The organism is Streptomyces sp. N35, assembly GCF_016464295.1.
Lineage (GTDB): Bacteria > Actinomycetota > Actinomycetes > Streptomycetales > Streptomycetaceae > Streptomyces.
In genome coordinates, this window is the sequence record NZ_JAEIMH010000110.1 from 1 (window position 1) to 25,125 (window position 25,125).

At 69.6% G+C, this 25,125-nt stretch carries 23 protein-coding genes and 1 pseudogene; 12 read left to right on the forward strand and 12 right to left on the reverse strand.

Annotation, left to right across the window (positions count from 1 at the left end):
- Positions 1 to 67 precede the first annotated feature (67 nt).
- The 4 genes from JAO81_RS37310 to JAO81_RS37325 form a co-directional block, all read right to left on the reverse strand.
- Positions 68 to 808, reverse strand: a complete 741-nt coding sequence (locus JAO81_RS37310; RefSeq protein ID WP_199552441.1) for an alpha/beta hydrolase — start codon at positions 806 to 808, stop codon at positions 68 to 70.
- A gap of 173 nt (positions 809 to 981) precedes the next feature.
- Positions 982 to 1,590: a D-Ala-D-Ala dipeptidase VanX gene (vanX, locus tag JAO81_RS37315; RefSeq protein WP_199552442.1), complete on the reverse strand. Its 609-nt coding sequence runs from the start codon at positions 1,588 to 1,590 to the stop codon at positions 982 to 984.
- A complete protein-coding gene (vanA, locus tag JAO81_RS37320) occupies positions 1,587 to 2,627 on the reverse strand; it encodes a D-alanine--(R)-lactate ligase (protein ID WP_199552443.1) in 1,041 nt (346 codons plus the stop codon). Before vanA ends, vanX begins: the two co-directional genes overlap by 4 nt.
- Positions 2,620 to 3,588 carry a D-isomer specific 2-hydroxyacid dehydrogenase family protein gene (locus JAO81_RS37325; RefSeq protein WP_233416474.1) on the reverse strand — a complete coding sequence of 323 codons (969 nt, stop codon included), beginning with the start codon at positions 3,586 to 3,588 and terminating at the stop codon, positions 2,620 to 2,622. Before JAO81_RS37325 ends, vanA begins: the two co-directional genes overlap by 8 nt.
- 373 nt (positions 3,589 to 3,961) lie before the next feature.
- Here JAO81_RS37325 and murF point away from each other — a divergent pair, with 373 nt between their 5' ends.
- Entirely contained in the window at positions 3,962 to 5,305 is a 1,344-nt protein-coding gene (murF, locus tag JAO81_RS37330; RefSeq protein WP_199552445.1) for a UDP-N-acetylmuramoyl-tripeptide--D-alanyl-D-alanine ligase, read from the forward strand.
- A gap of 23 nt (positions 5,306 to 5,328) precedes the next feature.
- Here the strand turns inward: murF and JAO81_RS37335 are convergent, their stop codons facing one another.
- A complete protein-coding gene (locus JAO81_RS37335; protein WP_307814096.1) occupies positions 5,329 to 6,492 on the reverse strand; it encodes a peptidoglycan bridge formation glycyltransferase FemA/FemB family protein in 1,164 nt (387 codons plus the stop codon).
- A 294-nt stretch (positions 6,493 to 6,786) separates the two neighbouring features.
- On the opposite strand from JAO81_RS37335, the gene JAO81_RS37340 reads away from it, so the two are divergent.
- The 6 genes from JAO81_RS37340 (at position 6,787) to JAO81_RS37365 (ending at position 11,148) form a co-directional block, all read left to right on the forward strand.
- Complete coding sequence (locus JAO81_RS37340; RefSeq protein ID WP_233416472.1) at positions 6,787 to 7,470, forward strand: HNH endonuclease family protein; 684 nt, start codon at positions 6,787 to 6,789, stop codon at positions 7,468 to 7,470.
- A 160-nt stretch (positions 7,471 to 7,630) separates the two neighbouring features.
- A complete protein-coding gene (locus JAO81_RS37345; protein ID WP_199552446.1) occupies positions 7,631 to 8,179 on the forward strand; it encodes a hypothetical protein in 549 nt (182 codons plus the stop codon).
- A gap of 275 nt (positions 8,180 to 8,454) precedes the next feature.
- Positions 8,455 to 9,417 (forward strand): hypothetical protein, encoded by a 963-nt coding sequence (locus JAO81_RS43515; RefSeq protein WP_199552447.1) that lies wholly within the window; start codon positions 8,455 to 8,457, stop codon positions 9,415 to 9,417.
- Positions 9,418 to 9,520: 103 nt separating this feature from the next.
- Positions 9,521 to 9,814 carry a hypothetical protein gene (locus JAO81_RS37355; RefSeq protein ID WP_199552448.1) on the forward strand — a complete coding sequence of 98 codons (294 nt, stop codon included), beginning with the start codon at positions 9,521 to 9,523 and terminating at the stop codon, positions 9,812 to 9,814.
- A gap of 12 nt (positions 9,815 to 9,826) precedes the next feature.
- Positions 9,827 to 10,246: a hypothetical protein gene (locus JAO81_RS37360; RefSeq protein WP_199552449.1), complete on the forward strand. Its 420-nt coding sequence runs from the start codon at positions 9,827 to 9,829 to the stop codon at positions 10,244 to 10,246.
- Between the two features lie 155 nt (positions 10,247 to 10,401).
- Positions 10,402 to 11,148, forward strand: coding sequence for a phosphotransferase family protein (locus JAO81_RS37365; RefSeq protein WP_199552450.1), 747 nt, complete (start codon positions 10,402 to 10,404; stop codon positions 11,146 to 11,148).
- 70 nt (positions 11,149 to 11,218) lie between these two features.
- Here the strand turns inward: JAO81_RS37365 and JAO81_RS37370 are convergent, their stop codons facing one another.
- Positions 11,219 to 12,232, reverse strand: coding sequence for a phosphotransferase family protein (locus JAO81_RS37370; protein WP_199552451.1), 1,014 nt, complete (start codon positions 12,230 to 12,232; stop codon positions 11,219 to 11,221).
- 389 nt (positions 12,233 to 12,621) lie between these two features.
- Here JAO81_RS37370 and JAO81_RS37375 point away from each other — a divergent pair, with 389 nt between their 5' ends.
- Positions 12,622 to 13,764, forward strand: coding sequence for a fused response regulator/phosphatase (locus JAO81_RS37375; protein ID WP_307814100.1), 1,143 nt, complete (start codon positions 12,622 to 12,624; stop codon positions 13,762 to 13,764).
- Positions 13,765 to 13,783: 19 nt separating this feature from the next.
- Here JAO81_RS37375 and ligA read toward each other — a convergent pair whose 3' ends face one another.
- Positions 13,784 to 15,844, reverse strand: a complete 2,061-nt coding sequence (gene ligA / locus JAO81_RS37380; protein ID WP_374194399.1) for an NAD-dependent DNA ligase LigA — start codon at positions 15,842 to 15,844, stop codon at positions 13,784 to 13,786.
- A gap of 433 nt (positions 15,845 to 16,277) precedes the next feature.
- Between ligA and JAO81_RS37385 the strand changes: the two genes are divergently transcribed.
- The gene (locus JAO81_RS37385; protein WP_199552453.1) at positions 16,278 to 17,144 is read left to right on the forward strand and encodes a SigB/SigF/SigG family RNA polymerase sigma factor; all 867 of its coding nucleotides are present in this window, start codon (positions 16,278 to 16,280) and stop codon (positions 17,142 to 17,144) included.
- Positions 17,145 to 17,446: 302 nt separating this feature from the next.
- On the opposite strand, the gene JAO81_RS37390 is transcribed toward JAO81_RS37385, so the two are convergent.
- Together JAO81_RS37390 and JAO81_RS37395 are read right to left on the reverse strand one after the other, a co-directional pair.
- Positions 17,447 to 18,238, reverse strand: a complete 792-nt coding sequence (locus JAO81_RS37390) for a M23 family metallopeptidase (protein ID WP_199552454.1) — start codon at positions 18,236 to 18,238, stop codon at positions 17,447 to 17,449.
- Positions 18,239 to 18,409: 171 nt separating this feature from the next.
- Complete coding sequence (locus JAO81_RS37395; RefSeq protein ID WP_199552455.1) at positions 18,410 to 19,663, reverse strand: SH3 domain-containing protein; 1,254 nt, start codon at positions 19,661 to 19,663, stop codon at positions 18,410 to 18,412.
- A gap of 212 nt (positions 19,664 to 19,875) precedes the next feature.
- Between JAO81_RS37395 and JAO81_RS37400 the strand changes: the two genes are divergently transcribed.
- On the forward strand, positions 19,876 to 20,856 hold the full coding sequence (locus tag JAO81_RS37400) for an ArsR/SmtB family transcription factor (RefSeq protein ID WP_374194400.1): 981 nt from the start codon (positions 19,876 to 19,878) through the stop codon (positions 20,854 to 20,856).
- Between the two features lie 108 nt (positions 20,857 to 20,964).
- On the opposite strand, the gene JAO81_RS37405 is transcribed toward JAO81_RS37400, so the two are convergent.
- The gene (locus JAO81_RS37405; RefSeq protein WP_233416473.1) at positions 20,965 to 22,191 is read right to left on the reverse strand and encodes an acyl-CoA dehydrogenase family protein; all 1,227 of its coding nucleotides are present in this window, start codon (positions 22,189 to 22,191) and stop codon (positions 20,965 to 20,967) included.
- Between the two features lie 449 nt (positions 22,192 to 22,640).
- Between JAO81_RS37405 and JAO81_RS37410 the strand changes: the two genes are divergently transcribed.
- Together JAO81_RS37410 and JAO81_RS37415 are read left to right on the forward strand one after the other, a co-directional pair.
- Positions 22,641 to 23,120: a DedA family protein gene (locus tag JAO81_RS37410; protein ID WP_199552458.1), complete on the forward strand. Its 480-nt coding sequence runs from the start codon at positions 22,641 to 22,643 to the stop codon at positions 23,118 to 23,120.
- 154 nt (positions 23,121 to 23,274) lie between these two features.
- Entirely contained in the window at positions 23,275 to 23,706 is a 432-nt protein-coding gene (locus tag JAO81_RS37415) for an SRPBCC family protein (protein ID WP_199552459.1), read from the forward strand.
- A gap of 66 nt (positions 23,707 to 23,772) precedes the next feature.
- Here JAO81_RS37415 and JAO81_RS37420 read toward each other — a convergent pair.
- Together JAO81_RS37420 and JAO81_RS37425 are read right to left on the reverse strand one after the other, a co-directional pair.
- Positions 23,773 to 24,540: pseudogene (locus JAO81_RS37420) on the reverse strand (transposase).
- Positions 24,541 to 24,583: 43 nt separating this feature from the next.
- A complete protein-coding gene (locus JAO81_RS37425) occupies positions 24,584 to 24,913 on the reverse strand; it encodes a hypothetical protein (protein WP_199552460.1) in 330 nt (109 codons plus the stop codon).
- Positions 24,914 to 25,125 lie beyond the last annotated feature (212 nt).

A 25,125-nucleotide genomic window follows, 5' to 3' on the forward strand; every position in this document is an offset into this window, starting at 1 on the left:
GGCGCCGCGATCGGCGCCGGACGCTCCGACCGACGATGTCCTGGCGGGGCCCGCTAGCGGGCCGGCCTCACTTCAAGTGCCGGATGAGGAACCGGCCCGCGTCCTCTCCCGCGAACGGGGGGACGCCTGTGTGTCCGCCCATGTTGGCCTGCAGCGTCTTCTCCTGGGAGCCGAAGGCGTCGAACAGGTCCAGTGCCGCCTGCCGGTCGTTCCCTTCGTCGTCCCACTGCAACAGGACGTGGAGCGGAATGGTGACTTGGCGGGCTTCCTCGAGGATGGCGCGCGGGATGAAACTCCCGGCGAACAGGCCGGCGGCCACGATGCGCGGCTCGACGACCGCGAGACGCACGCCGATGGAGATCACTCCTCCCGAGTACGCGACCGGGCCACCGATCCCGGGCAGGGTGAGCAGGGCGTCCAGGGCGGCCTGCCATTCCGGGACCGACTTCTCGACGAGCGGGAGGATGAGGGCGTCGATGATCTCGTCGGTGATCGGTTCGCCGGCCTCCATCGCCCGGCGCAGGTCCGCCCGGGCCTGATCGGCGGCCGGCCAACGCGGCCGGTCACCGCTGCCGGGGAGTTCGATGGTGGCCGCGGCGAAGCCCTCGGCCGCGACACCGCGGGCCCGCGCCGCCAGGCGGGGGTACATCCTGGGCAGTCCGAGCGGAGGGTGGCCGAGGAGGATCAGCGGCGCCGGTCCGGGAGCGGACGAGGACGCGGGCGACCACAGGATGCCGGGGATCTCGCCGAGGGTGAAGGTGCGCTCGAGGACACCGTCGTCGAAGCGTTGTTCAGAGGTGAAGTGCACGGTCGTGCCTTTCGGGAGGGCTCAGAGCGGCGCTCCCGGACGACCTATCGCCCGACCGTGACCCCGGAGGGGAGCACCCATGTCGTTACAGCGTTCACGGGTACCACCTCCTGTTTCTCTCGCACGGCCGCCGCGAACTTAGCAGTGGTCGCGGCGGGCGTGCAAACGAGTTCTCAGGCGATGGGGAAATCGAAATAGGTGTCGGGGTAGGGCTCGTCCTTGAGTGTGTAGTGCCACCACTCGCAGTCGTAGGCACTGAACCCCGACCCCTCCATGACGGAATGGAGGAGATGCCGGTTCCGCGCTTCGAACTGCTTGACGCCCTTGGCGCCATGATGCGAGAGGGAATCCATCAAGTCATGGCCGCCGCCCATGGCAGCGAGCTCACCAGTGTCCAAGTGGTACAGCGTCACATCGACCGTGCTCCCTCGGCTGTGCCCGGACTTGGTGGCCACGTACCCCTTCTCGAACATCTCGGCGCGCTCGATATTCGGATAGTGCCGCGGCTTCGTACGGCCGTCCTCGGGCAGTTCCGACCAGCGCAGGAAGCAGTCGACGGCGCGCTGCGGCCGGTAGCCGTCCCACAGCACCAGTCCGAAGCCGAGGTATTCAGCCCTCGCCTGGGCTTCCTCCAGCGCGCTGCACAGCGCCCGGGTGCCGACGATGCGATTCGCCCGGTACCCGTCCACCGGCTTGCCGGTGAAATTGTCCCAGGTGGCGTACTTGGCATCCCAGCGAATGCCGGGGACATGCTCGTCGACGAACACGAAATCGTCGTTCACCGGCTGCCCCCTGCCATCGCCGACGCCACCATCCGGTCGATCACTTCGGACAGCGGTACGCCCGCCGCGGCCATCATGCGCGGGTAGCGGCTGTACGAGGTCATTCCGGGAAAGGTGTTGACCTCGTTGAGTACGACGGTCCCGTCCTCCTTGAGGAACAGGTCCACGCGAGCCAGGCCCCCGCAGCCCAGGGCGCGATAGACGGACTTCGCCGTCTCCTGGACGAGAGCGCGGGATGCGGCGGGGATATCGGCGGGGACGATCGCCGTCGAGTTGTCGGAACCTTGCTCGGGTGCCGATTCCTGATGGATCCGGAAGAAGCCGTGGGACAAGGCGATCCGGTCCACTTCGCCCGCCGTCAGTTCGGGGCCGTCGCCCAAGATGGCGCAACCGATCTCGCTGCCGACCACCGCCTCTTCGATCAGCACCTTCGCGTCGTACTGCCGCGCGGATTCGATCGCGCTCGCCAGTTCATCCTTCCCGGACACCTTGCTGACCCCGAACGAGGAACCGGAACGCGCCGGCTTCACGAACACCGGATAGGTGAGGCCGTCCGGATCGATGTCGCCGCTGTCCGAGACGGTCCAGAAGTTCGGCGTGGCTATCCCCGCGCTGCGGGCCACGGTGTACGCAAGGGACTTGTCCATGCAGAGAGCGGAACTCTGCACATCGCAGCCCGCGTACGGAATGCCGGAAAGTTCGAGCAGGCCCTGCATCGCGCCGTCCTCGCCGAGCGTGCCGTGCAGCACCGGCAGGACGACGTCCAACCTGATCGTGTCGAATTTTCCCTGGTCGAGGACGAGCAGCCCACCCACCGTCCGGTCCGGCGACAGCGCGACAGGACGGCAGTCCCCGGTCTCCCACTGTGCGTCGGGGCCCTCGCACAGCAGCCAGGCACCGCTCTTCGTGATGCCGATGTAGAACGGCTCGTACTTCACGAGATCGAGATTCTTCGCGACCTCCTGAGCCGACTTGACGGAGATCGGGTGTTCTTCGGAAGAGCCACCGAAAATGATGCCGACCCTGAGCTTATCCATGCTGATTCCTGCTTTCGAATTCAAGGCAGTTGACGAGAGAGTTCTCGACTGTGTCGCTGAGTGCGTGGTCCGTGTAATACGCGGTGTGCGGGGTGATGAGAACATTCGACATTTCCTGCAGCCGCAGAAGTGCTTTGCTCTCGATGTCCTTGTCCCTGCAGTCGGCGTAGAAGATCCCTTCCTCGCCTTCGAGGACATCGAGAGCGGCACCGGCAAGCCGGCCGCTTTCCAGCCCTGAGAGCAAGGCCTCGGTGTCGAGCAGCGGCCCTCGTCCGGTGTTGATGATGAACGCTCCGCGTTTCATCCGCTCGATGCGCCGGCGGTCGAGAAGGTGATGTGTCTGTGCGGTCAGCGGAGTGTGCAGCGTCACGATGTCGCTCTGCCGGAGCAGTTCATCGAGCGGAACGTATGCCTCCGCGATGTGCGGGCCTTGGGAGTTGGCGAGTATGCGGCAGCCGAAGCCCCGCAGCCGGTCCATGACCGCCGATCCGATACGCCCCGTTCCGATCACTCCGACGGTCAGATCGCGCAGTTCCTTCCCGCGCACCTCGTTCAACCGGTAGTCGTGAACGGCGCCACGGCGGATGGTGGACTTCGCGTCACGTATCGCCATCAGCATCAGCATCAGGGTGTAGTCGGCCACGCTGTCGGGGGAGTAGCAGACGTTCCCGACAGATATGCCGAGACTGTCGGCGTATGCGAGGTCGATGTGGTTGTAACCGACGCTGCGTGTGGAGATGTACCGCACGCCGACGCGGTGCAGCGCGACGAGCGTCGCCCGGGTGACGGGAGTCTTGTGGCCGACGCTGATGGACCGGTTTCCGCGGGCCAGTTCAGCAGTGGACTCCGACACCGCCGCCTCGGTGAGGGTGGGAAGGATGCCGAATCCAGGCGCCAACTCCCGAAACAGAACGGCTTCGTCCTGCCCGCATCCGTAGACGGTGATTCCCGTGGTCGACAGTGCGCGGGAGAACGACGAATCCGGAGCTCGCGTGCGGCGGACCGCTGTGCGGACCGGTTCGGTGTAGGTCATGCCGACAGTCAACGGGACACGGTGTTGCCGCAACGTATGCGCTTTTTGATACGAGGACGATATGCGGGCGTCCTATGAGGCTGCGTCAGGACCACTGCCCTGCGGCAGACTTGAACCGCACCGAGTCGAATTCTCCCATGGTGTGCGTCCACATATCGTGGGCGTATCGAAATTCGCATACGCGCGGACAACACGGTGCCCCTTTGCCTGAAGGCATGACTTCCAGCGAACGAGCCACCGCCCCTGCCCCCTTGGCCGGCCCGCTCCGGCTCGGCCTCCCGCGTAACGCCGGGACGTCGGCATGATCCCGCTCAGCCTGCGTGAGATCGCCGAGGTGGTCGGCGGGACCGTGGAGGGCGACGGCAAGGTGAGGGTGACCGCGCCGGCCACGCTCGACAGCCGGCAGGCCGACCCCGGCGGCCTGTTCGTCGCCTTCAGCGGCGAGAACGTCGACGGTCACGACTACGCCGCTTCGGCGGGCCGGGCCGGCGCGGCGGCCGTTCTCGGCTCCCGGGCCACGCCGCTGCCCACGGTCGTCTTCCCGGACGTCCAGGCCCCGCTGCAGCGGCTCGCCGCCCATGTCCTGGCCCCGCTGCGTCCCCGTCTCCCGGTGGTGGGCGTGACCGGTTCGCAGGGCAAGACCGGCACCAAGGACCTGATCGCGGCGGTGCTTTCGAGTGCCGCGCCGACCGTCGCCACCTACGGTTCGCTCAACAACGAGCTCGGCGTACCGCTCACCATGCTGCGCGCGGACGCGGACACCCGCTGTCTCGTTGTGGAGATGGGGGCCCGCCACATCGGTGACATCGCCCACCTCACCGACCTGGCCGCGCCCGATATCGGCGTCGTACTGAACGTCGGGCAGGCCCACTTGGGCGAGTTCGGGTCCCGCTCGGCCATCGCGCAGGCCAAGGGCGAGATGGTGCGGGGGCTCGCACCCGGCGGCACCGCCATCCTCAACGCGGACGATCCCCGGGTGACCGCGATGCGCGCGCTCACCGAAGGCCCGGTGCTGACCTTCGGCCGGGCGGAACATGCCGACGTACGCATCCTCCATCAGGTTCTCGACCCGTCGGGCAGACCGTCCTGCACCCTGCGGACCGCTCACGCCTCGACTCCGTTGACCCTGCCGCTCGTCGGAGCCCACCAGGCCCTGAACGCCTCGGCCGCCGCCGCGGTGGGTCTGGCAGCAGGCGTCCCGCTCCCCGCGGTCGCCACGGCCCTTGCGACCGCGTCGCTCTCGCGTTGGCGCATGGAACCGCGCCAACTCGGCTGCGGCGCAACCCTTCTCAACGACTCCTACAACGCCAACCCCGACTCCACCCGCGCCGCCTTGGACGCCCTCGCGGCCATCGACGGCCGGCGCCGCATCGCCGTACTCGGCGAGATGCTCGAACTCGGCGCCGACAGCGCTTCGGAGCACCGCGCCATCGGGGAGTACGCCGCCTCCCGCGCCGACGTGGTGGCCGTGATCGGCGAGAGCGCGCGGCCGATCGCGGACGGAGCGGGGGAGCGGGCGGTGGCGTTGGCCGACAACGACGCCGCTGTCGACTGGCTGCGCGGCCGGCTCGACGCCGAGGACGTGGTCCTGGTCAAGGCATCCCGCGGAGCCCGCCTCGACGAAGTCGCCGCAGCCCTCACGTAGTTCGGGGGACGGCGGATCAGGGCTCAGCGCCCGCGTCGCCTCATGTACAGATCGAAGGCGCGGTACACCATCGGCCGCAGCGGCAGATCCCACTCCCCGGCGTACCGCACCGCCTGACCGCCGGTGCCGACCTTGAACTGGATCAGCCCGACATGCGGGTCGTCGGCATCGAGGGTGGGCGTGATGCCGCGCAGATCGTAGATCTCGCAGTCCGCCGCCAGCGCGTCGCGGATCATCGCCCACTGACAGGCGTTGGAGCCCCGCACTTCGCGCTTCGCGGTCGAGGAAGCGCCGTACAGGTACCAGGCGTGAGCGCCGACCCGGACCATGATCGTGGCCGCCACCAGATCGCCCTGGTGGCGGGCCTGATAGAGCTTGATCCGCTCGGGCGCCTCCGCGCTCATCTCGGCGAACATGGTGGCGAAGTAGGACAGCGGCCGGGGCGTGAACCGGTCGCGCTCGGCCGTGTGCACATAGAGGTCGTGAAAGGCCTTGAGGTCCTCGCCGACGGTGACGTCGCCGACCGTGACCTCGACCCCTTCCCTGACAGCCTTCTTGATATTGCGACGCCACTGCTGGTTCATACCGCGCAGCAGATCGTCCTCGGACCGGCCGGCCAGCGGCATCTCATACGTGAACTGCGGCTGCCCGGCCCCGAACCCGTCCTCCGGACTCTGCGGCAGCCAGCCTGCATTCCGCAGGTGCGCGGTCACGTGGGCCCCGACCGGGTCGTCCGTCAGGCTCGCCATGTCCGTGAGCCGTTTGCGGCGAGGGTCGGCGATACCCTCCTTGACCTGGGCGGCGCTCCACACCGCGGTACGCACCGGCGGACCGAGACGTATCGCAAACGCGCCATGCGCCTTCAGATGGACCGCCAGCGGGGCGAGCCACGCCTCGATCTCGCCGCTCCAGTCGATGACCGGGCCTTGCGGCAGATACGCCAGCGTGTAGCGGTCAAGTCGCGGCACCGGTCGGTGCAGCACCAGCCCGGCACCGACCAGCTGTCCGCCGTCGAACCACCCGAGATACTCGCTGCGCCACTCGGTCTTGACCCGGCCCCACGCCGGCGTCTGCAGAAAACTGACCGACGGCTGCGCCCGCACGAACGCCGCGTACTCGGCGGCCGTGATCGCCCACACACTCAGCCCCGCACCCGCGTCCACCCGCTGACGCGCAGTCCGGCTCACAGGCCCCTCACCTTCGCATCGGCATGTTCCGTGGGCGCGTTCGACGGAATCCGGGGCGCGGTGCGTGCTGGTTCGCTGTACGACATGCCCTCAGTCAAAGCAGCGTGATGTTGCCGGAGGGTATGCGGATTTCGATACGCCGACGATATGTGCTGATGCCGCGCCCGATGAGGCGGGAAGGCCGCCCGGGGTCCGCGGATTCTGTCGTCCGGGTGGGCGCATGGCGCGTCGATTAGGGGTACGCGGCCGTGTCGTCCGTGGTGCCGGCGTGGTCGGGTCGGATAGACGGGGCGGATGATCAGAACTTTCCGGTTGTGGTGTACCGCTCTCGCGCTGCTGGCTCTGGCGGGTGTGTGGTCCCCGGCGACCGCGGGTCCGACGGCGGAGGCAGCGGCGGATCCGGTGCCGCGTGTGCAACTCCGCAAGGCGGTGCAGCTGCTGGGGGTGATGTCCGTTCACGGGACCGGCTTCGAGCGGAGCGCGTTCGGGCGTTGGGCGGACGCGGACTTCGACGGCTGCGACACCCGTGCCGAGGTCCTCAGAGCTGAGGCGGTCGGTCCGGTGCAGGTCGATGAGGGGTGCGTGATCGCATCCGGGCAGTGGTACTCGTGGTACGACGACCGGCCGGTGACGGGCGATCCGACCCGGCAGCTCGTCGTCGAGCACGTCGTGCCGCTCGAGGAGGCCTGGGCGTCAGGTGCGTACGCCTGGGACGCGGACAAGCGACAGGCGTACGCGAACGATCTCGCCGGGCAGGCGACTCTGACCGCGGTCTCGGCAGAGACGCACAAGGAGAAGGCGGGCCGGGATCCAGCCGGCTGGCTGCCGCCTTATGAGGCCTCCCGCTGTGCGTACATCACGGACTGGGTGCTCACAAAGCTGCGCTGGGGCTTGACGGTTGACTTCCTGGAGGCGGTGAAGCTCACCGAGGTGGCGCAGGGCTGCCCCAACGTGCCGGTGACGCTCAGGTCGCGCTGAGCGGTCGGGGCAAGACGAGTCCGGCATGGGGCTTCTCACCCGTGCGGCGGCGCACGTACTGCGAATGGGGCCTTGCCGCAGGCGAGGTCGCCGGCTGCCGACTTGCATGACGGCAGAGGCGCAACGAAGCGCCCCGTCCCGGTATCCGAGGAGTTCCGTCATGCGCACCGCCCGCGTTCTCGCCGCATCCGCCCTCACTGTCGCGGGCGTGCTCGCGGCGGCCCCCGCCGCCTGGGCCGAGTCCGCGGACGTGACGCCCCGCACCGTCTCGCCCGGCGGCACGGTCACCGTCAACGTCGAGTGCGCGTTCACGCAGACCAGCCAATCGCCGTCCACGATCACCGCCAACAGCCAGGCGTTCGCCTCGGGCACGGCCACGCTGCACCTCGTCGGCTCCGGCGGAGCGCCCGGTTCGGGTGGTCGGTACCAAGGCACCGCCCGGATCGCCCCCGCCTCCCACTTCACCGGCTCCGGCCCCAACGGGGTCGGCGCCACCTCACAGTGGGGCGTCGACGGGAACTGCCCGGGCGGCGGTCAGTGGTCGGCGTCCTTCACCGTGTCCCGCAACGCCACCCCCCACGGGGTCCACGGTGGCGTCGGCGGCAGCTTCGGAGAATCGGGCACCGCGATGATCACGGGTGGGCTCCTGGTCGCTGGTTCGCTCGGCGCCACGTACTGGGTGATCCGCCGCCGGGCGGCCGAAGGCTGAGCCTTCCACGGGCCGGATTTGGTCTTCCGGCACCATCGCGAGGTCTGTGATCAGCGCCCTGCCCGCTGGATTCTGCCGGGCAGGGCGCCTTGCTACGCGCGAGTAGGGATCATGTAAAGGAACTGAGATACAGGAGGGTTTCACCTGTTACATCCCTTATGGATGGCTTTCACATCGGGTGCGTAGCTTCGTAGATGTCGCCGGAGGGGAACTGGAACCGGGCGGCCATCACATCCTGAAACCGCGACCCGAAAGGGCCCCTTTTCACCATGCGTATGACCTCCCGCACCCTGCGTACCAGCATCATCGCCGCCACCGCCGCGACGGCCATCGGAATCGGGGCGTACACCGCCACCGGCGCCATGGCCGACCAGGCCGACACCACGACCGCGACCGGAACCGTCGTCACCGAGACGGACGGCGCGCAGGTCTTCACCGCCGCCCCCACCGACGCCGAGGCCACCGCCCACGGCAAGCGTGTCTTCACCAAGACGGTCAAGCTCGCCTCCAAGGGCCACACCGCCAAGGTGTACAAGCTCGGCAAGAACTGCTTCCAGGCCGACATCCTGTTCAACGGCAAGAAGATCGCCACGGTCAACGCCTTCGGCAAGACCGCCGACGCCAACCTGAACGGCCTGCACGTCAAGCTCACCAAGACCGGACAGGTCAGCTCCTGGGTCGACCGTGCCAAGCCCAACCCGAAGCCCAAGCCGAAGCCGAAGCCGAACCCGGAAAAGCGTGAGCACGTCCGCAACGACACGCTCGCCGACGGCTCCATGGCCCGGGTCTACAAGCTGTCCGCCAACCACTGGCAGGCCGTCGTCTCCAGCGGCCCCGGCGCGGCGAGCATCGGCACCCTCGACGCCAACGGCCGCGCCGCTTCGGGCGAGAACAACGGTCTGCATGTGGTGCTGTCCCCGGACGGCCTGCTGACCTCCTGGGTCGACGACTCCGGAGCACCGCAGCCGGCTCCCGAGCCGAAGCCGGAGCGCACCCCCGAGCCGGACCCGATCGACCCGCAGCCGGTCCCGGACAACGACCAGCAGCCGAAGCCGCAGCCGCAACCGCAGCCGCAGCCCGACGCCGACACCGCGCCGAAGCCGCAGCCGGTCCCGGACAGCGACCAGCAGCCGAAGCCCGACGCCGACACCGCGCCGAAGCCGGACAAGAAGCCGGCCCCGGCCCCGGTCACCCCCACGACCGACCCCGGCCAGGTCCAGCTCAACCCCGCGGCCTGACGTCTGACGTCGGCTTCCACCGTGGTGAAGGGCCCGCCGGTCCGGAGAAGCACCGGCGGGCCCTTCACCGGCCCCGCGTACCACTCCGAAAGGCCGTCCGCTCATGCCCGCACGCGTGCGCATCCGAGCCCTGATCATCGTGGCCGGCGCCCTGGCGGCGACCACCGCGCCCACGCTTCCCGCGTTCGCCACGCCTGCGCCCGCCCCGACGCACGAGGCGACGACCACGCACATCAGTGCGCGCGAGGAGATCCAACCCGCCGCGAACATCGTCGGCAGGATCGCCCACCGCGGCATCGAACGCGTCACCGGAAATCCCAGCGGACTCGTGCCGGAACAGGCGACCTCCCTCCCAGCCCTCAAAGCGCCCCGCCACCCCGTGAACCCCTGCCTCTGACGGAGAACTGCCGTGCTGATCCCCCTGGTTCTGACCGCCGCGCTCGCGGGCACGGTCGCCTGCGCCCCCACCCCCTCTGCTTCCGTGACCGTGTCGCCCACCACCGCGCGCCCCGGGGAAACCGTGACCATCACCCTGACCGGGTGCTCCGATCCGTCCATGGGCGGCCGGGCGGAGGGACAGCTCGTCGGTGACGGCACCACCGCGCACACGCCCGTCGAGCCCGTGGACCTCACCCCCACGAAGCAGGACGGCCACACCCTGACCGGCACCACGGTCGTCACCCCGGGCAGCGGTCACACCGTCTACGCCGTCTGCGCCGGCGACCCGGGCAACGTCACCGAGGTCGACCTGCACGGAAAGGAGGCCGACGCCCCGAACGCTGATGCGACTCGGCAGACGGAGCGTTCACGGCCGACATCGCCCGGGTGATGACATCGAGGCAGGCCGCACGTCGATCAGGTCGACAGCCCTGGCTCCGCGGACGGTCGTGCGGGTCGGGCCGGTGATCCCGGCGCCGCGGACGGTCGTCCGGATCAGGCCAATAATCCCGGTGCCATGGACGGTCGTCCGGGATGCTGGTCGCCATGGATGAGGTCGAGGTCGTCGTCGCGCATTCCGAGCGCGCGACCCTGCGGGTCGGCGACGTGTTCCTGAAAGTGGACGCCGATCAGGCTCGTAGGGACGTCGAGGTCGAAGCGCTGGCTCTGGCGCCGGTCCCGACCCCCGAGGTCCTGTGGCACAAGCCGCCGGTGCTCGCGATCGCGGCGCTCCCCGGAGCGGCGCTCGCCCGCCTCGGCGAGCCGCCGCCCCCACCGCCGGCGGCGTGGCCCGCCGCGGGCGCCGCCCTCCGGGCGTTGCACGACGGGCCGTTGCCGCCCTGGCCGGGCCGGGCAGGCAGGGGCGTCGACGAGTTGAGGGCGGAGCTGGCGGAAGAATGCGCCTGGCTCGTCACGAACGGCGTCCTGCCCGCCGACCTGGTCGCCCGCAACCTTCAGGTCGCCGAAGCCGCACTCCGCCCATGGACTCCCGCGTTCACCCACGGCGACCTGCAGGTCGCCCATGTGTTCGTCGACGGCGACGAGGTCACCGGCATCATCGACTGGTCCGAGGCCGGCCGGGGTGATGCTCTGTACGACCTCGCCACCCTGGCGCTCGGACACGAGGAGCACCTCGGCGACCTGGTCGACGGCTACGGACGTGACGTCGACCTCAATGTGATCCACGCGTGGTGGTCGCTGCGCAGCCTGCTCGCGATCCGTTGGCTGATCGAGCACGGCTTCGACCCGTTCACACCGGGCTGCGAGGTCGATGTGCTGAGAGCGCGCATGTGAGGCTGCTGTCGACTCCGCCCATCAGGAACTGTTGCGTAGGCAGGAGAGCGCCGCCCGGGCGGCTTTGCGATCACGGGCTGCTCCCCGAGGCCGCCTCCACCGCGTCAACTGCCTTCGTCAAGCTGCTGCCCGCGTGCTGCCAAGCCCAGGCCCGCTGCTCGCGCGAGTAGCCGCGCGGAACCGTCTCGGCCAGCATGATCAGATACAGGTAGCAGCGGTACAGATTCAGGCGCAGCCGTACGGAGTCGGTGAACTCCGCCTGCCCGCCGGCCTGTGCGTAGCCGGTCAGGAAAGCCGCGTCCCGCTCGATGTCGTCGAACAGGGAGAGCGAGACGAATTCGGCGACCGGGTCGCCCCAGAACATGCGCTCCCCGTCGATGACCCCACTGATGGTGCGTGCACCGGGCTCGCCGTCGATCAGCAGATTTCCCTGCCACAGGTCGAAGTGCACGAGCGCGGGCCGGGTGACCTCGTCCAGGACGCCGGCCGCCGATGCGAACACCTTGCGCAGGTCCGCCACGGGCCTCGGGAGTGGTGCGTCATAGCGCTGGGCGTCGTCCAGGACCGCCCGCATCATGTCGGTGAAGGCTTCGCGCCAGGTGGCCGCCGGAGGTCCGAACGGTTGGGCCGGGTAACCGAACCCCTCCCCGGTCGTGGCATGCAGCCGGGCGACGATGCTGCCCAACTCCCGGCGCAATTGCGTCCTTTCGGAAGGCTCCAGCTGGGCGTCGACCTGGTGCCATGGGCTGCCGGGGCATTCCGTCATGACGAGGCAGGGCACCATCGGCGGGTCACCGTCAAGCGCCGCGTGCACCAACCGTGGCACCGGGACCTGGGGTATGTCGGCCGCGGCCCGGTAGTAGACGCTCTCGGCGCGCAGCAGATCGTGCTCGTAGGAGAGCGCGGACGTACCGTCGCCGGACGGCGGACGCTTGACGATCCAGCGTCGTCCGTCCCGCAGAACCACCCGCATCAGTACGTTGTAGGTGCCTCCCGTCAGGGATGTGCACTCCACGACGTCGTTCGCGGTGACGGAGACGGAAGCGAGAGCGTCGGCCACGGAGGGGGCCAGGGACTGATGCACAGGTCGTTCCTTGTCAGCCGGGTTCGAAGGGGAGCATTGTGGCCGACCGGTGTCAGGATGGACGAGCGGCCGGGTATGAGCGCCGGCCGCACGCCGCAGGCGTACATGCCGCAACTCCCCTCCAGGGCAAGCGCCATGTGGCAAGTGACTGGCTGCCAGCTCAGTCGGTGGGGCTGGAAGTGGTCGCCTCTTGGCGGGAGTTGAGAGCGACCCGAGGCGGGCCCTTGCATGCTGTCCCGGTGCGATCAGGGGCTCGCCTTCGCAGCGGTGCGTTCCGACGCGACTGACCAGCGTCGGAGCCCTTGCGTCGGCCCGCTGCGGCGGCGAGGTCACCCACACGAGTGGTGAAGGTCTTGTGTGCGCGCGCGGTGGCACCGTATTTTCCGCGCGTGACAGAAACGGAATCCGGTACGGGCCCAGAGGCCACGATCCTGGTGGTTGATGACCATGAGCCGAACCGGTTTGCCGTCGGCAGTGTGCTGCGCCGAGCCGGCTACGGAGTGGTGGAGGCGGCGTCGGGCCCCGAGGCGTTGAGGGTCTTGCACCGATCCGATCCCGTGCCGGAGATGGCGATCATCGACGTACGGCTGCCCGAGGTGAGCGGCTTCGAACTGGCGCGGCAGATGGCCGCCGACCCCAAACTGCCCCGTATCCCGGTGGTCCATGTCTCGGCGGAAGCCAACGACACACGCGACCGCGTCCAAGGTCTTGAAGCGGGAGGCAGCGCCTATCTCGCCTCCCCGGTCGCACCGGAGGAGCTGCTGGCCACGGTCTCCATGGTGCTGCTCGCGGCGCGCGAGGCGAGAGTCGCGCGGGATGAACGCCGGTTCGCCTTCGAACTGCAGCACGCGTTCCTGCCTCCGCCGCGGAAGCTGGCCGCCTTGGAGGGCGTCGAACTCGCGGTGGGCTATGTGCCGGCGATGGACCGCTCGGAGCTCGGCGGGGACTTCTACGCTGCCTTCGCCGTCGAGCGCGGGGTGCTGCTGGCCGTGGGCGACGTGGCCGGGCACTCCCTGGCCGCGGCCACGGTCATGGTGGAACTGCGTCACGTCCTGCGCGCCTACGCCCTCGAAGGCCACGAGCCGCACCACATCCTCCAGTTGATGGACCGCCTTCTCGCGCACTTCCACCCCGAGATCACCGCGACCATGTGCCTGGCCGTCCTCGATCCGCTCACCGGCGCCATGGACATCGCCAACGCCGGGCACCTCCCGCCCCTGGTCGTCTCGCCCGGCGGCCAAGCGGAGTATCTCCCCGTCCACGGACCGCTGTTGGGCTTGAATCTGGACCACAAGCCCGCCACCGTGGCCCGCCTCGAGCCCGGACAGGTGCTGCTGATGGTCACCGACGGCCTGATCGAGCGTCCCCGCGTCGACCTCGCCGACTCCCTGGAGGACCTGCGCGAGCGCACCACCCACACCGCCTGCGCCCCGGACACCTTGCGCGACGCCCTGCTGCAGCACTACAGCAGGGACACCGACGACGACATCGCCTTGCTCGCCGTACGTCGGCGTCCCGCCGCATCCCCCTGAACCCCCGCCACGGCGCCGGTCAGCTCAGCAGATGCCCCACCATGTCCGCGAACTCGTCAGGTGTGGCAAGCCGGATGCCGAGCTCCTCCGCCTTGGTCCGCTTGGAGCCCGCGCCTTCGCCGGCCACCACCAGCGAGGTGCGCTTGGAGACGCTGGAGGAGGACTTGCCGCCCGCGCGCTCCACGAGTTCGTTCATCTGGTTGCGGCTGAGGGATTCCAGGGCGCCCGTCATCGCTCCCGTGACGACGACCGTCATGCCGTCCAGAGGGCCGGCTTCGGACTCCCCGTCCGCCGCGTCCGGCGCTGTCGCGCCGGGCTCGGTCATGTTCACCCCGGCGTTCACCAGCTTGTCGATCACCGGGGCGAGCTCCGCGAGCTCTGCGACGATCACCGGTGACTTCTCCGGACCGATGCCCTCGACGCTCTGGATCGCCTCCTCGTCGGCGCCGCGGATCGCGTCCATCGTGGCGAAGTGCCGGGCGATACGCCGGGACATGGACCGGCCCGTGCCGCGCACCCCGAGCGCGCACAGGACGCGCGACAACGGCTGTGCCTTGGCCCGCTCGATCGCCGCGAGGAGGTTGTCGGTGCTCGTCGGGCCCATCCGATCGAGCCCGAGCAGCTGGTCACGGGTGAGCGTGAACAGGTCCGCGAGGTCGGCGACGAGCTCCGCGTCGACGAGCTGCACGATGCGCGAGGCGCCCAGGCCCTCGATGTCGAACTGGTCGCGCCCGGCCGCGTAACTCAGCGAGGCGACCAGATGGCAGTTGCGGCCGCGCTCACAGCGCCAGCGCTGCTCGCTGGTGTCGATGCCGGAGCCGCACTGCGGGCACACCTCGGGGAACTCGATGGGCCGTTCCTCGCCGGTCCGCAGATGGGCGACCGGGGCCTCGATGCGCGGGATGATGTCGCCCGCCTTGTAGACCATGACCTGGTCGCCGATGCGCAGATCGCGACGGGTGATGTCGGCGGGGTTGTGTAACGTGGCATACGTGACGGTGGAGCCGTCGATCTCGACCGGCTCGAGCTCGGCGCGGGGCGCGATGACGCCGGTGCGCCCCACGTTCCACTCGACGCCGACGAGCCGGGTGATCTTCTCGACGGCCGGCAGCTTGTAGGCGATCGCCCAGCGTGGCGCACGCGTACCGAATCCCGCGTCCTGCTGGTCGGCCGCGAGGTCGGCCTTGATGACGATGCCGTCGATGCCGAAGGGCAGCTCGGCACGGAGAGCACCGATCTCCTCGATCCGCTGCTGCACCTGCTCGACCGTGCTGACCGCGCGGCCCGGCACCTCGGTGTCGTCGGCCGTGTGCACACCGAGTGCACGGACACGGGCCATGAGCTCGCTGTGGGGGAGCGTACGCAGCTCCTCGGCAAGCACCTCGTCGGTGTCCGGGGTGGGAATCGCGCCGTAGCCGAAGAACAGCATCCGGACCTTGTACGGGCGGTCCTTGGCGCGCAGGCTGCCGGCCGAGGCGCTGCGGGCGTTGGCGAAGGGCTCGCCGCCGTGCGCGGTGCGCACCTCGTTGGCCGCTTCGAACTGGGCGGTCGTCATGAGGACTTCGCCGCGCAGCTCCATGGTGGACGGCTGCGCGAGTCGCGCCGGCAGGCCCTCGATGCTGTCGATGCCGTGCGAGACGTCCTCGCCCGCGGTGCCGTCGCCACGGGTGATCAGCCGGGTCAGCCGGCCGTCGACATAGCGCGCGGCGATCGCGAGCCCGTCGAGCTTGGGCTCCACGCTCCACTGCTCGACGGGGCGCCCGATGCGGCGCTCCAGGGATGCGGCCCAGCCGCTGAGCTGCTCGGCCGAGAAGACGTTGTCGAGCGACAGCATCGGCACCGTGTGCGGCACATCCCCCACCGCGGCGCCGCCCGCGACCTTTCCGGTCGGTGAGCCGGGGAGCACCTCGTCCGGGTGCTCCTTCTCGTACGCCTCGATGCCCCGGACCAGGCGGTCGTAACTGTCGTCGTCCAGGGCGCTGTCGCCGCCCGCGTAGTACGCGGCGGCGGCCTTCTTCGCGGTCTCGACCGCTTCGGCGTAGGCGGCGGCGTCAACGAGTACGGCAGAAGTCGTCGTCATGGTCCCCATTCTCGCGCCCGCCACTGACAATCCGGAGCCACGCACTCCGGTCCGGTGCCGGCGTCGAGGCGGGGGGAGAGTCGGGTGCGGGCGTCGCGTACACCGCGCTGCTTTGGACGTCTGTGCCATGGGTTCCGGGGCTTCCGCCTGGAAAATGAGGGACTTTCGGCTTGTGCAGCCGGTGAGGAAGGTCCCGGTATGGGTGCTTGCGACTGCGGAACGACTCTCCCGCCGCAGGAATCGGGTCGCGAGTGAGGAGAGGGCATGGGGAGAGCCACCCGTCGGATCGATCGGAGGCAGCTGAGCCGCCGGCGCACGGTGCCGGCCGCGGGGAGGTGTGAGGCAGTTGGTCCCGCCGTTGTCGCAGGTTGAGTCGTCCACGCCGGCACAGGAGGGAAGGAGGTACAAGGCGCTGAGCGGTGGACGGCTCGGCGTGCGTCGAACCGTCGAACCGGGGCCGACAGCGCGTGCGGCAGGTATCGGGCTGCCGCCGGGGATCGACCGGGCCGACCAGGTCGCGCCGAGAGACGCGCGGGAACTGACGAAACTGTTCTTCGAGCAGCTGAACCAGCTCGAGGCCGGCTCGCCCGAGCATCTGTACACGCGCAACACCCTGATCGAGATGAACATCTCCCTGGTGCACTACGTCGCGGGCCGTTACCGCAACCACGGCAACGGGCAGCTCGAGGACATCGTCCAGGTCGGGACCGTGGCCTTGATCAAAGCCATCGACCGGTTCGATGTGAACCGGGGCGTCGAGTTCATCTCGTTCGCCGTCCCATGGATCCTCGGCGAGATCAAGCGCTACTTCCGCGACACCAGCTGGGCCGTGCACGTACCGCGCAGGCTCCAGGAGCTCCGTCTCGACCTGACGAAATCCCGGGAGCGCATGGCAGCCGAACTCGGCCGCGACCCCACCGTCAGGGAACTCGCCGAGGACCTGGGCGTCACCGAAGAAGACGCGGTGGAAGGCATCGTGGCCGCCAACGGCTATGTGGCCGAATCCCTCGACACCCCGGAGGACGCCGGGGACGGCGGCGGCAGAGACTCCGGCCGTCCCCTCGCCGACATCATCGGCGCGTCGGACCCGTCCTTCGAAACCTTCGAACATCTCCATGCCCTGGCTCCTCTCCTCGCCGGCCTCGACGACCGCGAACGCCGCATCATCGAGATGCGCTTCGGCCAGGAGATGACCCAGTCCGAGATCGGTGCGTCCCTGGGCATCTCCCAGATGCACGTGTCCCGGCTCATCTCGAAGACCCTGGCGCGCCTGCGCCGAGGTTTGCTCGTCGAGGAGTGAAGAGGACGGACCGGAGCGGAGGTGTCGAGGGAGGGCCGGAAGTCCGCCCCTGCGGGACCTTGGTCCCGGTGAGGGCGCTCTTGCCGGGGCACCGAAGGGGGGCTCGGCCGGGGAGGCCGACGGGCCGGCGAGGGAGGGAGTCCATTCCATGCGGACGATCAGGCGCGTGAGGCGTCTGCTGTACGTGGCGGTATGTCTGCCGGGAGGGCACCGGCAGCGTTCTTCGGACGGAGCGCCGGGGCGCGGCGACCGAGGCAGCGGTGGACACCACCGCGGTCGCCGCGCCCACTCTCGCGGTTGCCTCAGCAGTCAGGTACGCCGGGGAGCTTGGCGTCCGGATGGTCGATGTAGATGTTGGAGACGAAGCCGCGCTGGTCCCGCAGCCTGCTCCACCAGTTGTTGCTGTAGCCCTCGGCGTTGACGGTGTCGCCTTGCTTCTGGCACTCGACGTACACGGCGGTCGGGCCGCCGAGCCGGGTGACGAGCGCCGAGCTGAGATAGGCGTCCGCGCGCACGGCGACGTCCGAGCCCCAGGTGCGGAAGTTGCTGCTGCCACCGCCGCAGTTGTCACTGGTCAGGTAGTACTGGTGGTACGAACCGGGATACGCCAGCGGGGACCCGTTGATCCGGATGTCCTGGCCGACCCCGTTGAGCAGCTGCTCGTAATGGATGTGCGCACCCGAGGAGTTGCCGGTGGAGCCGGTGATGCCGATCTCCTGGCCCTGGGCCACCCCGGCGCCGTTCGCGACGGAGAACGAGGCGAGGTGGAAGTAGTACGTCTTCCAGCCCGAGCCGTGGTCGATCACGATGTAGTTCCCCGCGCCGCCCGCCTGGTAGTAGCGGTACGCGGTGCCGGCCGCCGAGGCGAGGGTCGGGGTGCCCGCCGTCGAGCCGCCGTCGGAGCGTATGAAGTCCAGCGCCCGGCGCACTTCGGCGCCGTGATGGCTGTACGTCCACTGCTGGCCGCACGGGTAGGGGGCCTTGAAGTTGGGCGCGGCCGCGGCACCGGACTCGTCGGCCTGGGCCGGTGTGGTCAGGCCGAGCAGCGCGAGCAGCAGGGCGGCGAGCACGAGCAGCCGCTGTCTGGGGGACATGGGGGTCTCCTCGAAGTGATCCGGGGGATGGGGAGTGCGAGGTTCGACGGAGGTACGGGGAGCGCGAGGTTCGACGGAGGGTCGGGGAGCGCGAGGTTCGACGGAGGGTCGGGGGATGCGAGGTTCGGCGGAGGTTCGGGGAGTGCGAAGTCGCCCGGTGAGTCAGGGAGTTCAGCACTCGGGCACGCCGGGCAGCCAGGCCTCGGCGACGTCGATGAAGATGTTGGAGACATAGCCGTCGTAGTCCGGCAGGTAGGACCAGGCGTCGTTGGTGTGGCCTTCGTACGTCACGGTCTCGCCGCGCTCCTGGCAGCTGACGCGCACCTGGGTCGGTCCGGGGAGTCGGGCGACGACGGCGGACGAGGTGGTCGACGCCTGGCGTACGGCGACGTCGGTGCCCCAGGTCGGGAAGGTCGCGCCGGTCTGGTCGCCGGTCCACAGGAAGGTCACGTCGACCCAGCCGTTGTCGTTCAGGCCCACGTTGTAGAAGGTGCCGTCGGCCAGGTCGATGCCGGCCGGGTTGGCGACGCGGCGGCCGAACTCGTCGCGTCCGCCGTTGTAGCCGCTCTGGTAGGCGGCCTGGGCCTCGGGGGTGCCCTGCGGCAGATCACGCCACATCTCCCGTTCGCCGGACGGGTTCCAGTAGTCGTCCTTGGTGTTCCAGGGGCCGACATCCCAGACGGGTGCGGTCTCGCAGCGGGCGGGCCCGCAGACCTGGACCGAGTAGTCCCACGTGCCCTTGGGCGACAGGCCGCGGCGCGAGGGCAGCGCCACGAAGTGGTCGTTGGGCCGGATCACATGGCCGTTCGCCGTGGTGCCGCCGACCAGTCCCTCCCGGGTGGCGAACAGGCGGTACTTCACCGGGGAGGCCGCCGTGTGCCGGCTCTGCTCCGGTGCTGTGTCGGCGGTCAACTCGACCTCGCGTACGGCCGTTTCGGCGCCGCGCAGTGTCAACCGGACCTGCACGGTGTCGACCGCGTACGGAAGCCGGACCGAGCCGCCGCCCGCGGACGCGGTGTGCCATTCGCTCCAGCCGCGTCCGTCCGAGCGGCCCCGTACGTCGACGGCGACCTCCGCACCGCGCGGCACCTCGGCGTCGAGCCGGGCGCGGACACGGTCCACGCTGCGGTCCAGGCGCTTCTCGGCCAGGACCAGGCTGCCCTGGGCGGCCGCGCGCGTACGTACGGACGCCGGACCCGACGGATGCTGCGCGACTCTCAACTGCCCTGATCCGTACCGTACGTCGACATCATCCGTGTCGATCACGGACAGGTCGGGGCTCCAGGTGGTCGGTGTCTCGCCGCGCGGGGGCTCGGCCGCACCCGCCGGCCAGGCCTGCACCGACAGGGCGGCCAGGGCGGCGAGCGCGCCGAGCAGACGTATGGGGCGGCGGCGGGTATGGCGGACAGCGATGTGGGGTCGCATCCGGGTTCCTTCCCTTGATCGTGCACGAGATCCAGGAGGTGAACGCGCGGCGCGCGGCGGGGACGTACGGGGCACGCGCCACGGGCACCGCAGCGTAGGGCCCCGGATGCCGTCGCGCCGCGAGGGATTCCCGGCACAGTCGAAAACTCCAGGTGGCCCCCTGGGCACAAGAGCCGCACGGGGCCTTGCGGGAAGAGCGTCCGGCCCCGCTAATGACCGGTGTGGCAGGAACGCTGCGCATCCACTTCAGCGACAGGGACTTCCTTCATGTGCAGTTCGCGAAGGCACCCGACCCGATCTGGGAGGCGATCCTCGCCCTCCATGTGCTGACCTCCCCCGGGCATCGGGTGCCCGTGCGGCTGCGGCCCTGGCGCCGGCGTGCCCGGCACAGGACCGGTACCGAACTGCGCCGCACCTGCCGGCTGCTCGCCGACCTGGCGCCACCCGACGCCGCGTACTGGCCGGACTTCCTCACGCCCGTCGAGTCCGAGGACGGGCTCGCCGCCGGCCTCGATGCCCTCCGCGCCACCTCGGCGGCGCGCCTCGCGGGTGAGTTGCGGGTGGCCGCCCATCACCGGAACCTGCCCGCCTGGACCCGGCGTCTGGCCGCGGGCGACCGGGGTCTGCTCGGCCAAGTGGCCGACGCCGTAAGGGACTTCCACACCCGCCTGATCATCCCCGACTGGAGCGAGGTGCACAGCGCCGTCGCCGCCGAGCGCGCCCTGCGCCTCGACGCCTTCGACGGCGGCCTGGGGGCGCTGCTCGCCTCGCTGCCCGCGTTCACCTGGCAGGACCCGGTGCTCAGCGCGCCCTACCCGCACGACCATGTCCTGCGCCTGCGGGGACGCGGACTGCGCCTCATCCCCTCGTACTTCTGCCACACCACACCGGTCGCGATCGTCGACCCGCGGCTGCCGCCGGTGGTGGTCTATCCGCTCCCGCACCGCGGGAGCGCGCCGCCGCCGGCGCCGCATCTCGCCCCGCTCCTTGGCACGAACCGGGCCCGTGTCCTGACCGCCCTCGAGAACACCACGACCACCGGCGCCCTCGCCGCCCGCCTCTCGATGCCCGACTCGTCGGTGAGCGGCCACCTGAAGATCCTCAGAGAGGCCGGCCTTGTGCAGAGCTCGCGCTCCGGACAGCAGGTCCACCACCGCCTGACGGGGCGGGGGCGGGCGCTGCTCGGGGCGTGAGGCGTGAGGCGTGGGGCGCGAGGCGTGGGGCGTGGGGCGTGGGGCGCCACTGAACGCAGGGGCGCTCAGGGCGAGGTGGGCTCGCGGTTCAGGGCGTGCCCGTGTGTGTCAGTGGATGGTGGTGTGCGGGGCGAGCTGCGTGGACCAGTTGCTCCGTGCCGTGCCGAGCGCGAACTCCGCAAGCCGGAGGTGCTGGATGTCGCTGGTGCCGGCGGGGGCGTAGATGTGGTGGGCGTCGCGGAGGTAGCGCTCGATCGGCCGGTCCGTGAACAGCCCCGCGGCGGCATGGATCTCCATGGCGTTGCGCGCCGTGTCCAGCGCGGATTCCACATTCACCACCTTCGCGTTCATCAACTCGGCGTCGCACGGCTGCCCTTGGTCGAGCAGGTGGGCGGCGTGGTAGGCGGCGAGGCGTGCGGTCATCAGGCGGGACTGCATCTGCCCGATCTTGATCTTGACGTTCGGCAGGTGGTGGAGGGGCTTGCCGTAACGTTCCCGCTCGGCGGCGAACCGGCTGGTCTCCTCGACGAGCGCCTGATGAATCCCCAGGGATACGGCCGTCAGATTCGCCCGCCCGTACAGGACGCTGGAGGAGTAGGCGACGGCGAGTCCGTCGCCCTCCGCGCCGAGCCGGTTCCCGGCGGGGATCCGGCAGTGGTCGAAGACGAGTTCGCCGAAGCTGAACCCGTGCAGCCCCAGGGTGGGTTGTTCGGCGACGGAGGTGCAGCCGGGCCGGTCGGCCTCGACGAGGAACGCGGTGAGTCCGCCGGAGCCGGGTCCGGTGCGGGCGACGACGCCGTGCAGGTCGCCGACATGGCTGTTGCCGACGAACACCTTGCGGCCGGTGAGCACATAGCTGTCGCCGTCGCGTACGGCACTGGCGGCCATACCGAGGACGTGCCCACCGGATTCGGGTTCGGTCACCGCGATCGTCGGCAGACACCCACCCGCGGCGATGGCGGGCAGCCACCTCGCCTTCTGCGCCTCGTTGCCGAAGTGCAGGATCTTCGCGACCCCGAGCTGGGACGCCTGCGCCATCGCGCCCATCGCGCCACTGACCCGCGACAGCTCCTCGATGATGATCGTCTTGGCGAGGTGTCCGGCACCCATTCCGCCGTACGTGGCCGGGATGGTCGCGCCTATCCAGCCTTGGCGCGCGATCTGGCGGGACAGCTCGTGCTGGACGGTGCGGGCGGATTCCATCGCCGCGATCCGCGGCCGTATCTCGAGTTCGGCGAATCCGCGCACGTCCTCGCGTAACTGTTCGTGACGGGTGCTGGTGAAGTAGCCGCGGACGGCCGTGCGCAGGCGGGTCTGGGCATGCGTCGTGGGCAACGGAACTCCCTTATGAGCAGGGGGACTTGAAGGGCGTGCCGCAGTCATGGTGGGCCCGTGTTCGTACATCTGCAAGTACGCCTGCAAGTACGCCTGCAAGAACGCCTGCAAGAACGCCTGCACGTACATCTGCAAGTACATACGCAAGTGAGACGTACGCACCCGCGGGAAGCGTGCGTGGAAGGTGGCGAGCGGTGAGGGGTGGCGGCTTCGCTCGCCGGCGGCACAGGTGGGTCACCAGTCGTGCAGGGAACCGACTGGCTTCAGGCGGTTCACCGGGTGATACGCGGGCGTGCCGGTCGGGCGGGCTCGTGGATCCGTACCCTGGTCCTCGCCGCGTGCGTGCGGCCGGAGCGCTGCAGTGCAGGCCAGGCGTCCTGTGGCACAGGCGTTCGCCTAAGCTGACGGTCCTGGACAGCGACGACAGACAGAAGCGAGGGCGGGCCATCGTGGGGGAGATCCTGCTCACTGCCGCAGGTCTGTACGTCCTCGTACTGTTCCGCGCCGGCGGGACCTTCGCCGTGGGCCGCCTCGCCGGAGCGGGAGCCCGGCGCGGCCGCTTCGCCGAGCGGCTGGCCTCGGCCCGGTTCCAGCGCGCCGAACGGGCGATCCAGCGGTGGGGCGCACCGGTGGTCGCCGTCTCGTTCCTGACCATCGGCTTCCAGACCGCCGCCAACTTCCTCGCCGGCACCATGCGGATGCCCCTGAGGCATTACCTCCCCGCCCTCTTTCTCGGCGGAGCCGCCTGGGCGCTGCTCTATGCGAGCGCCGGCATCGGCGCCCTCAAGGTCCTCGGCAAGCTCTTCACCGAACACACGGCCCTGGGCGTGGCCGCGGTGATCGCGCTCCTGCTCGCGGTGCTCGGCGTGGTGGCGTACCGCAGGAAGGCCACCACGGCCACGGAGAGCACTCCCTCCGCGGAGTCCTGACCGCTCGAGGCAGGGCGGTGCGTCCTCGGCCCGCGTACTGGCCGCCGCAAGGAAATCCCCGCGTCTGTGCCGCTTGACGTTCCACGCTGCCTGCCAGATATTCACCGTACGATGAATTAAAGGCCGCAGGAACGCGGAGGCCCCGGGAGGAGCCATGGCAGCGAGCGAGAACACGATCGAGATCGACCGGCCGGCGGACGAGGTGTTCGAGTACGCCACGAACCCGGCGACGTTCCCGGAGTGGCAGCGGGACGTGGTCAAGGTGAACATCGAGGACCGCGAGGTGGGGTCGCGCTACACCACAGTCCGGAAGATCGGGGGATCCGAACGCAGCATGACGCAAGAGATCACCTACAACGAGCCACCGCGTTTCTGGGCCGCGCGGGGTGTGGACAGGCCGGTCCGCCCGAACGCGACCGTCTCCGTCGAACCTCTCGACGCCGGCCGCTGCCGGGTGACGTTCGGTCTGGACTTCGACGGCCGCGGGCTGGCCGCGCCCTTGGCGCCGATGGTGCGTCGCATGGCGGCGAAAGGCGCGCCGAAGAGCCACCAGCTCCTGAAGGAACGGCTTGAAGGCCGCGCCTAAGGCTTGTCCCGTAATCGATCTTCGAACCCAAATCGAGCCAGGTCAGGCGCTGTTCGATCCGCCGTTCTATCCGGCGAGGGTGAGGTTGTGCAGGCGGGCGATGCCGAGCATGGCGTGGTGAACTCCGTCGCCTCTGAGTCGGCAGTCGCGCAGGATCTTCCAGCTCTTCATACGGGCGAAGGTGTGCTCGACTCGGGCGCGAACCTGCTTGTGGCTTCGGTTGTGTCCCTCCTTCCAGGGCGGGAGCTCTTCGCCCTTGCGTCGCCGGTGCGGGATGACCAGGCCGGTGCCCTGATAGCCGCCGTCGGCGATGGTCATCGTCTTCCCGACGGCGGCCTTGGCGCCGGATTCCTTCCAGCCGCGGGAGTCGTGCCGATTGCCGGGCAGGGGCCGGCCGACCACGACGACCAGGCGGCCGGCGGCGTCGGTCCCCACCCGAAGGGCCCCGGAATAGCGGTAGGTCCTCCGCTGCTCGGCCACCGTGTGGTCGCGGGTGGGCACAAGGGTGCCGTCCACGATCAGCACGGTGTCCCTGCGCAACCGCTTGCGGGGCTGGAGTGCGAGCAGCGGCCCGAGGTGGTCGATGATCCGGTCCGCGGCCGACTTCGAGACGCCGAACAGCGGAGCGATCTGGCGCATCGTCAAGTTCGTTCGCCAGTACGCCGCGACCAGCAGAATGCGGTCCTCCAGCGGCAGCCTTCAAGGTCGCCCCCGCTGGAGCCCGGCAGCGGTCTCGCGCTGCACGGCGGTTACCAACTTGCCGAAGCAGCGCGGGCTCAGCCTGCTGAACGGACCTATCCAAGACGGCTCCGACGCCGTGATCACACCAGCCACACCAAGATCATCTCATCCAAGGTCGGCCGCTATGGAGCAACCCTTAGTCGCCCTGCAGGTGGAGTTCCAGGCTCGCGGCTTCCGCGCATCGCTCGGCCAGCTCGCGGATCTCCGCCAGGATGTCCCGCTCCTGCTGCCCCTTCACCAGTTCGCTGGTGGCGTCGACCTCGGAGATGAACTGTGGCATGTCCACCGACGTAAGGATCTGGGTGCGGTACGGGTCCACGCGGTTGAGCATCGGCAGACTGCTGTTCACGCACAGGCCGGAGAACAGGTCCGCCCCGTCCTGCACGTATTCCACCGTGGTCAGCCGACGCTTCTTCGGGCTCGTCCCCCGATGCGTCACCTGCATCAGCGCTACATCAACACCCATTCCTCACGCCCCTTCCAGGATCCGGGACACTCGCCAAGGGCTCCGGATTGGGCACCAGGGTTCCGTCCACAATCAGGACGGCGTCCGCCCTGTCACACCAGGATCGTCTCACCCCTGACCAGGGGTTACGGGACATGCCTTACGAGCTCGTGCATGGTTGGCCGTGGCGCATCGAGTGCCGCGAGCTGGCCATCGTGTTCACGTTCGCGTAC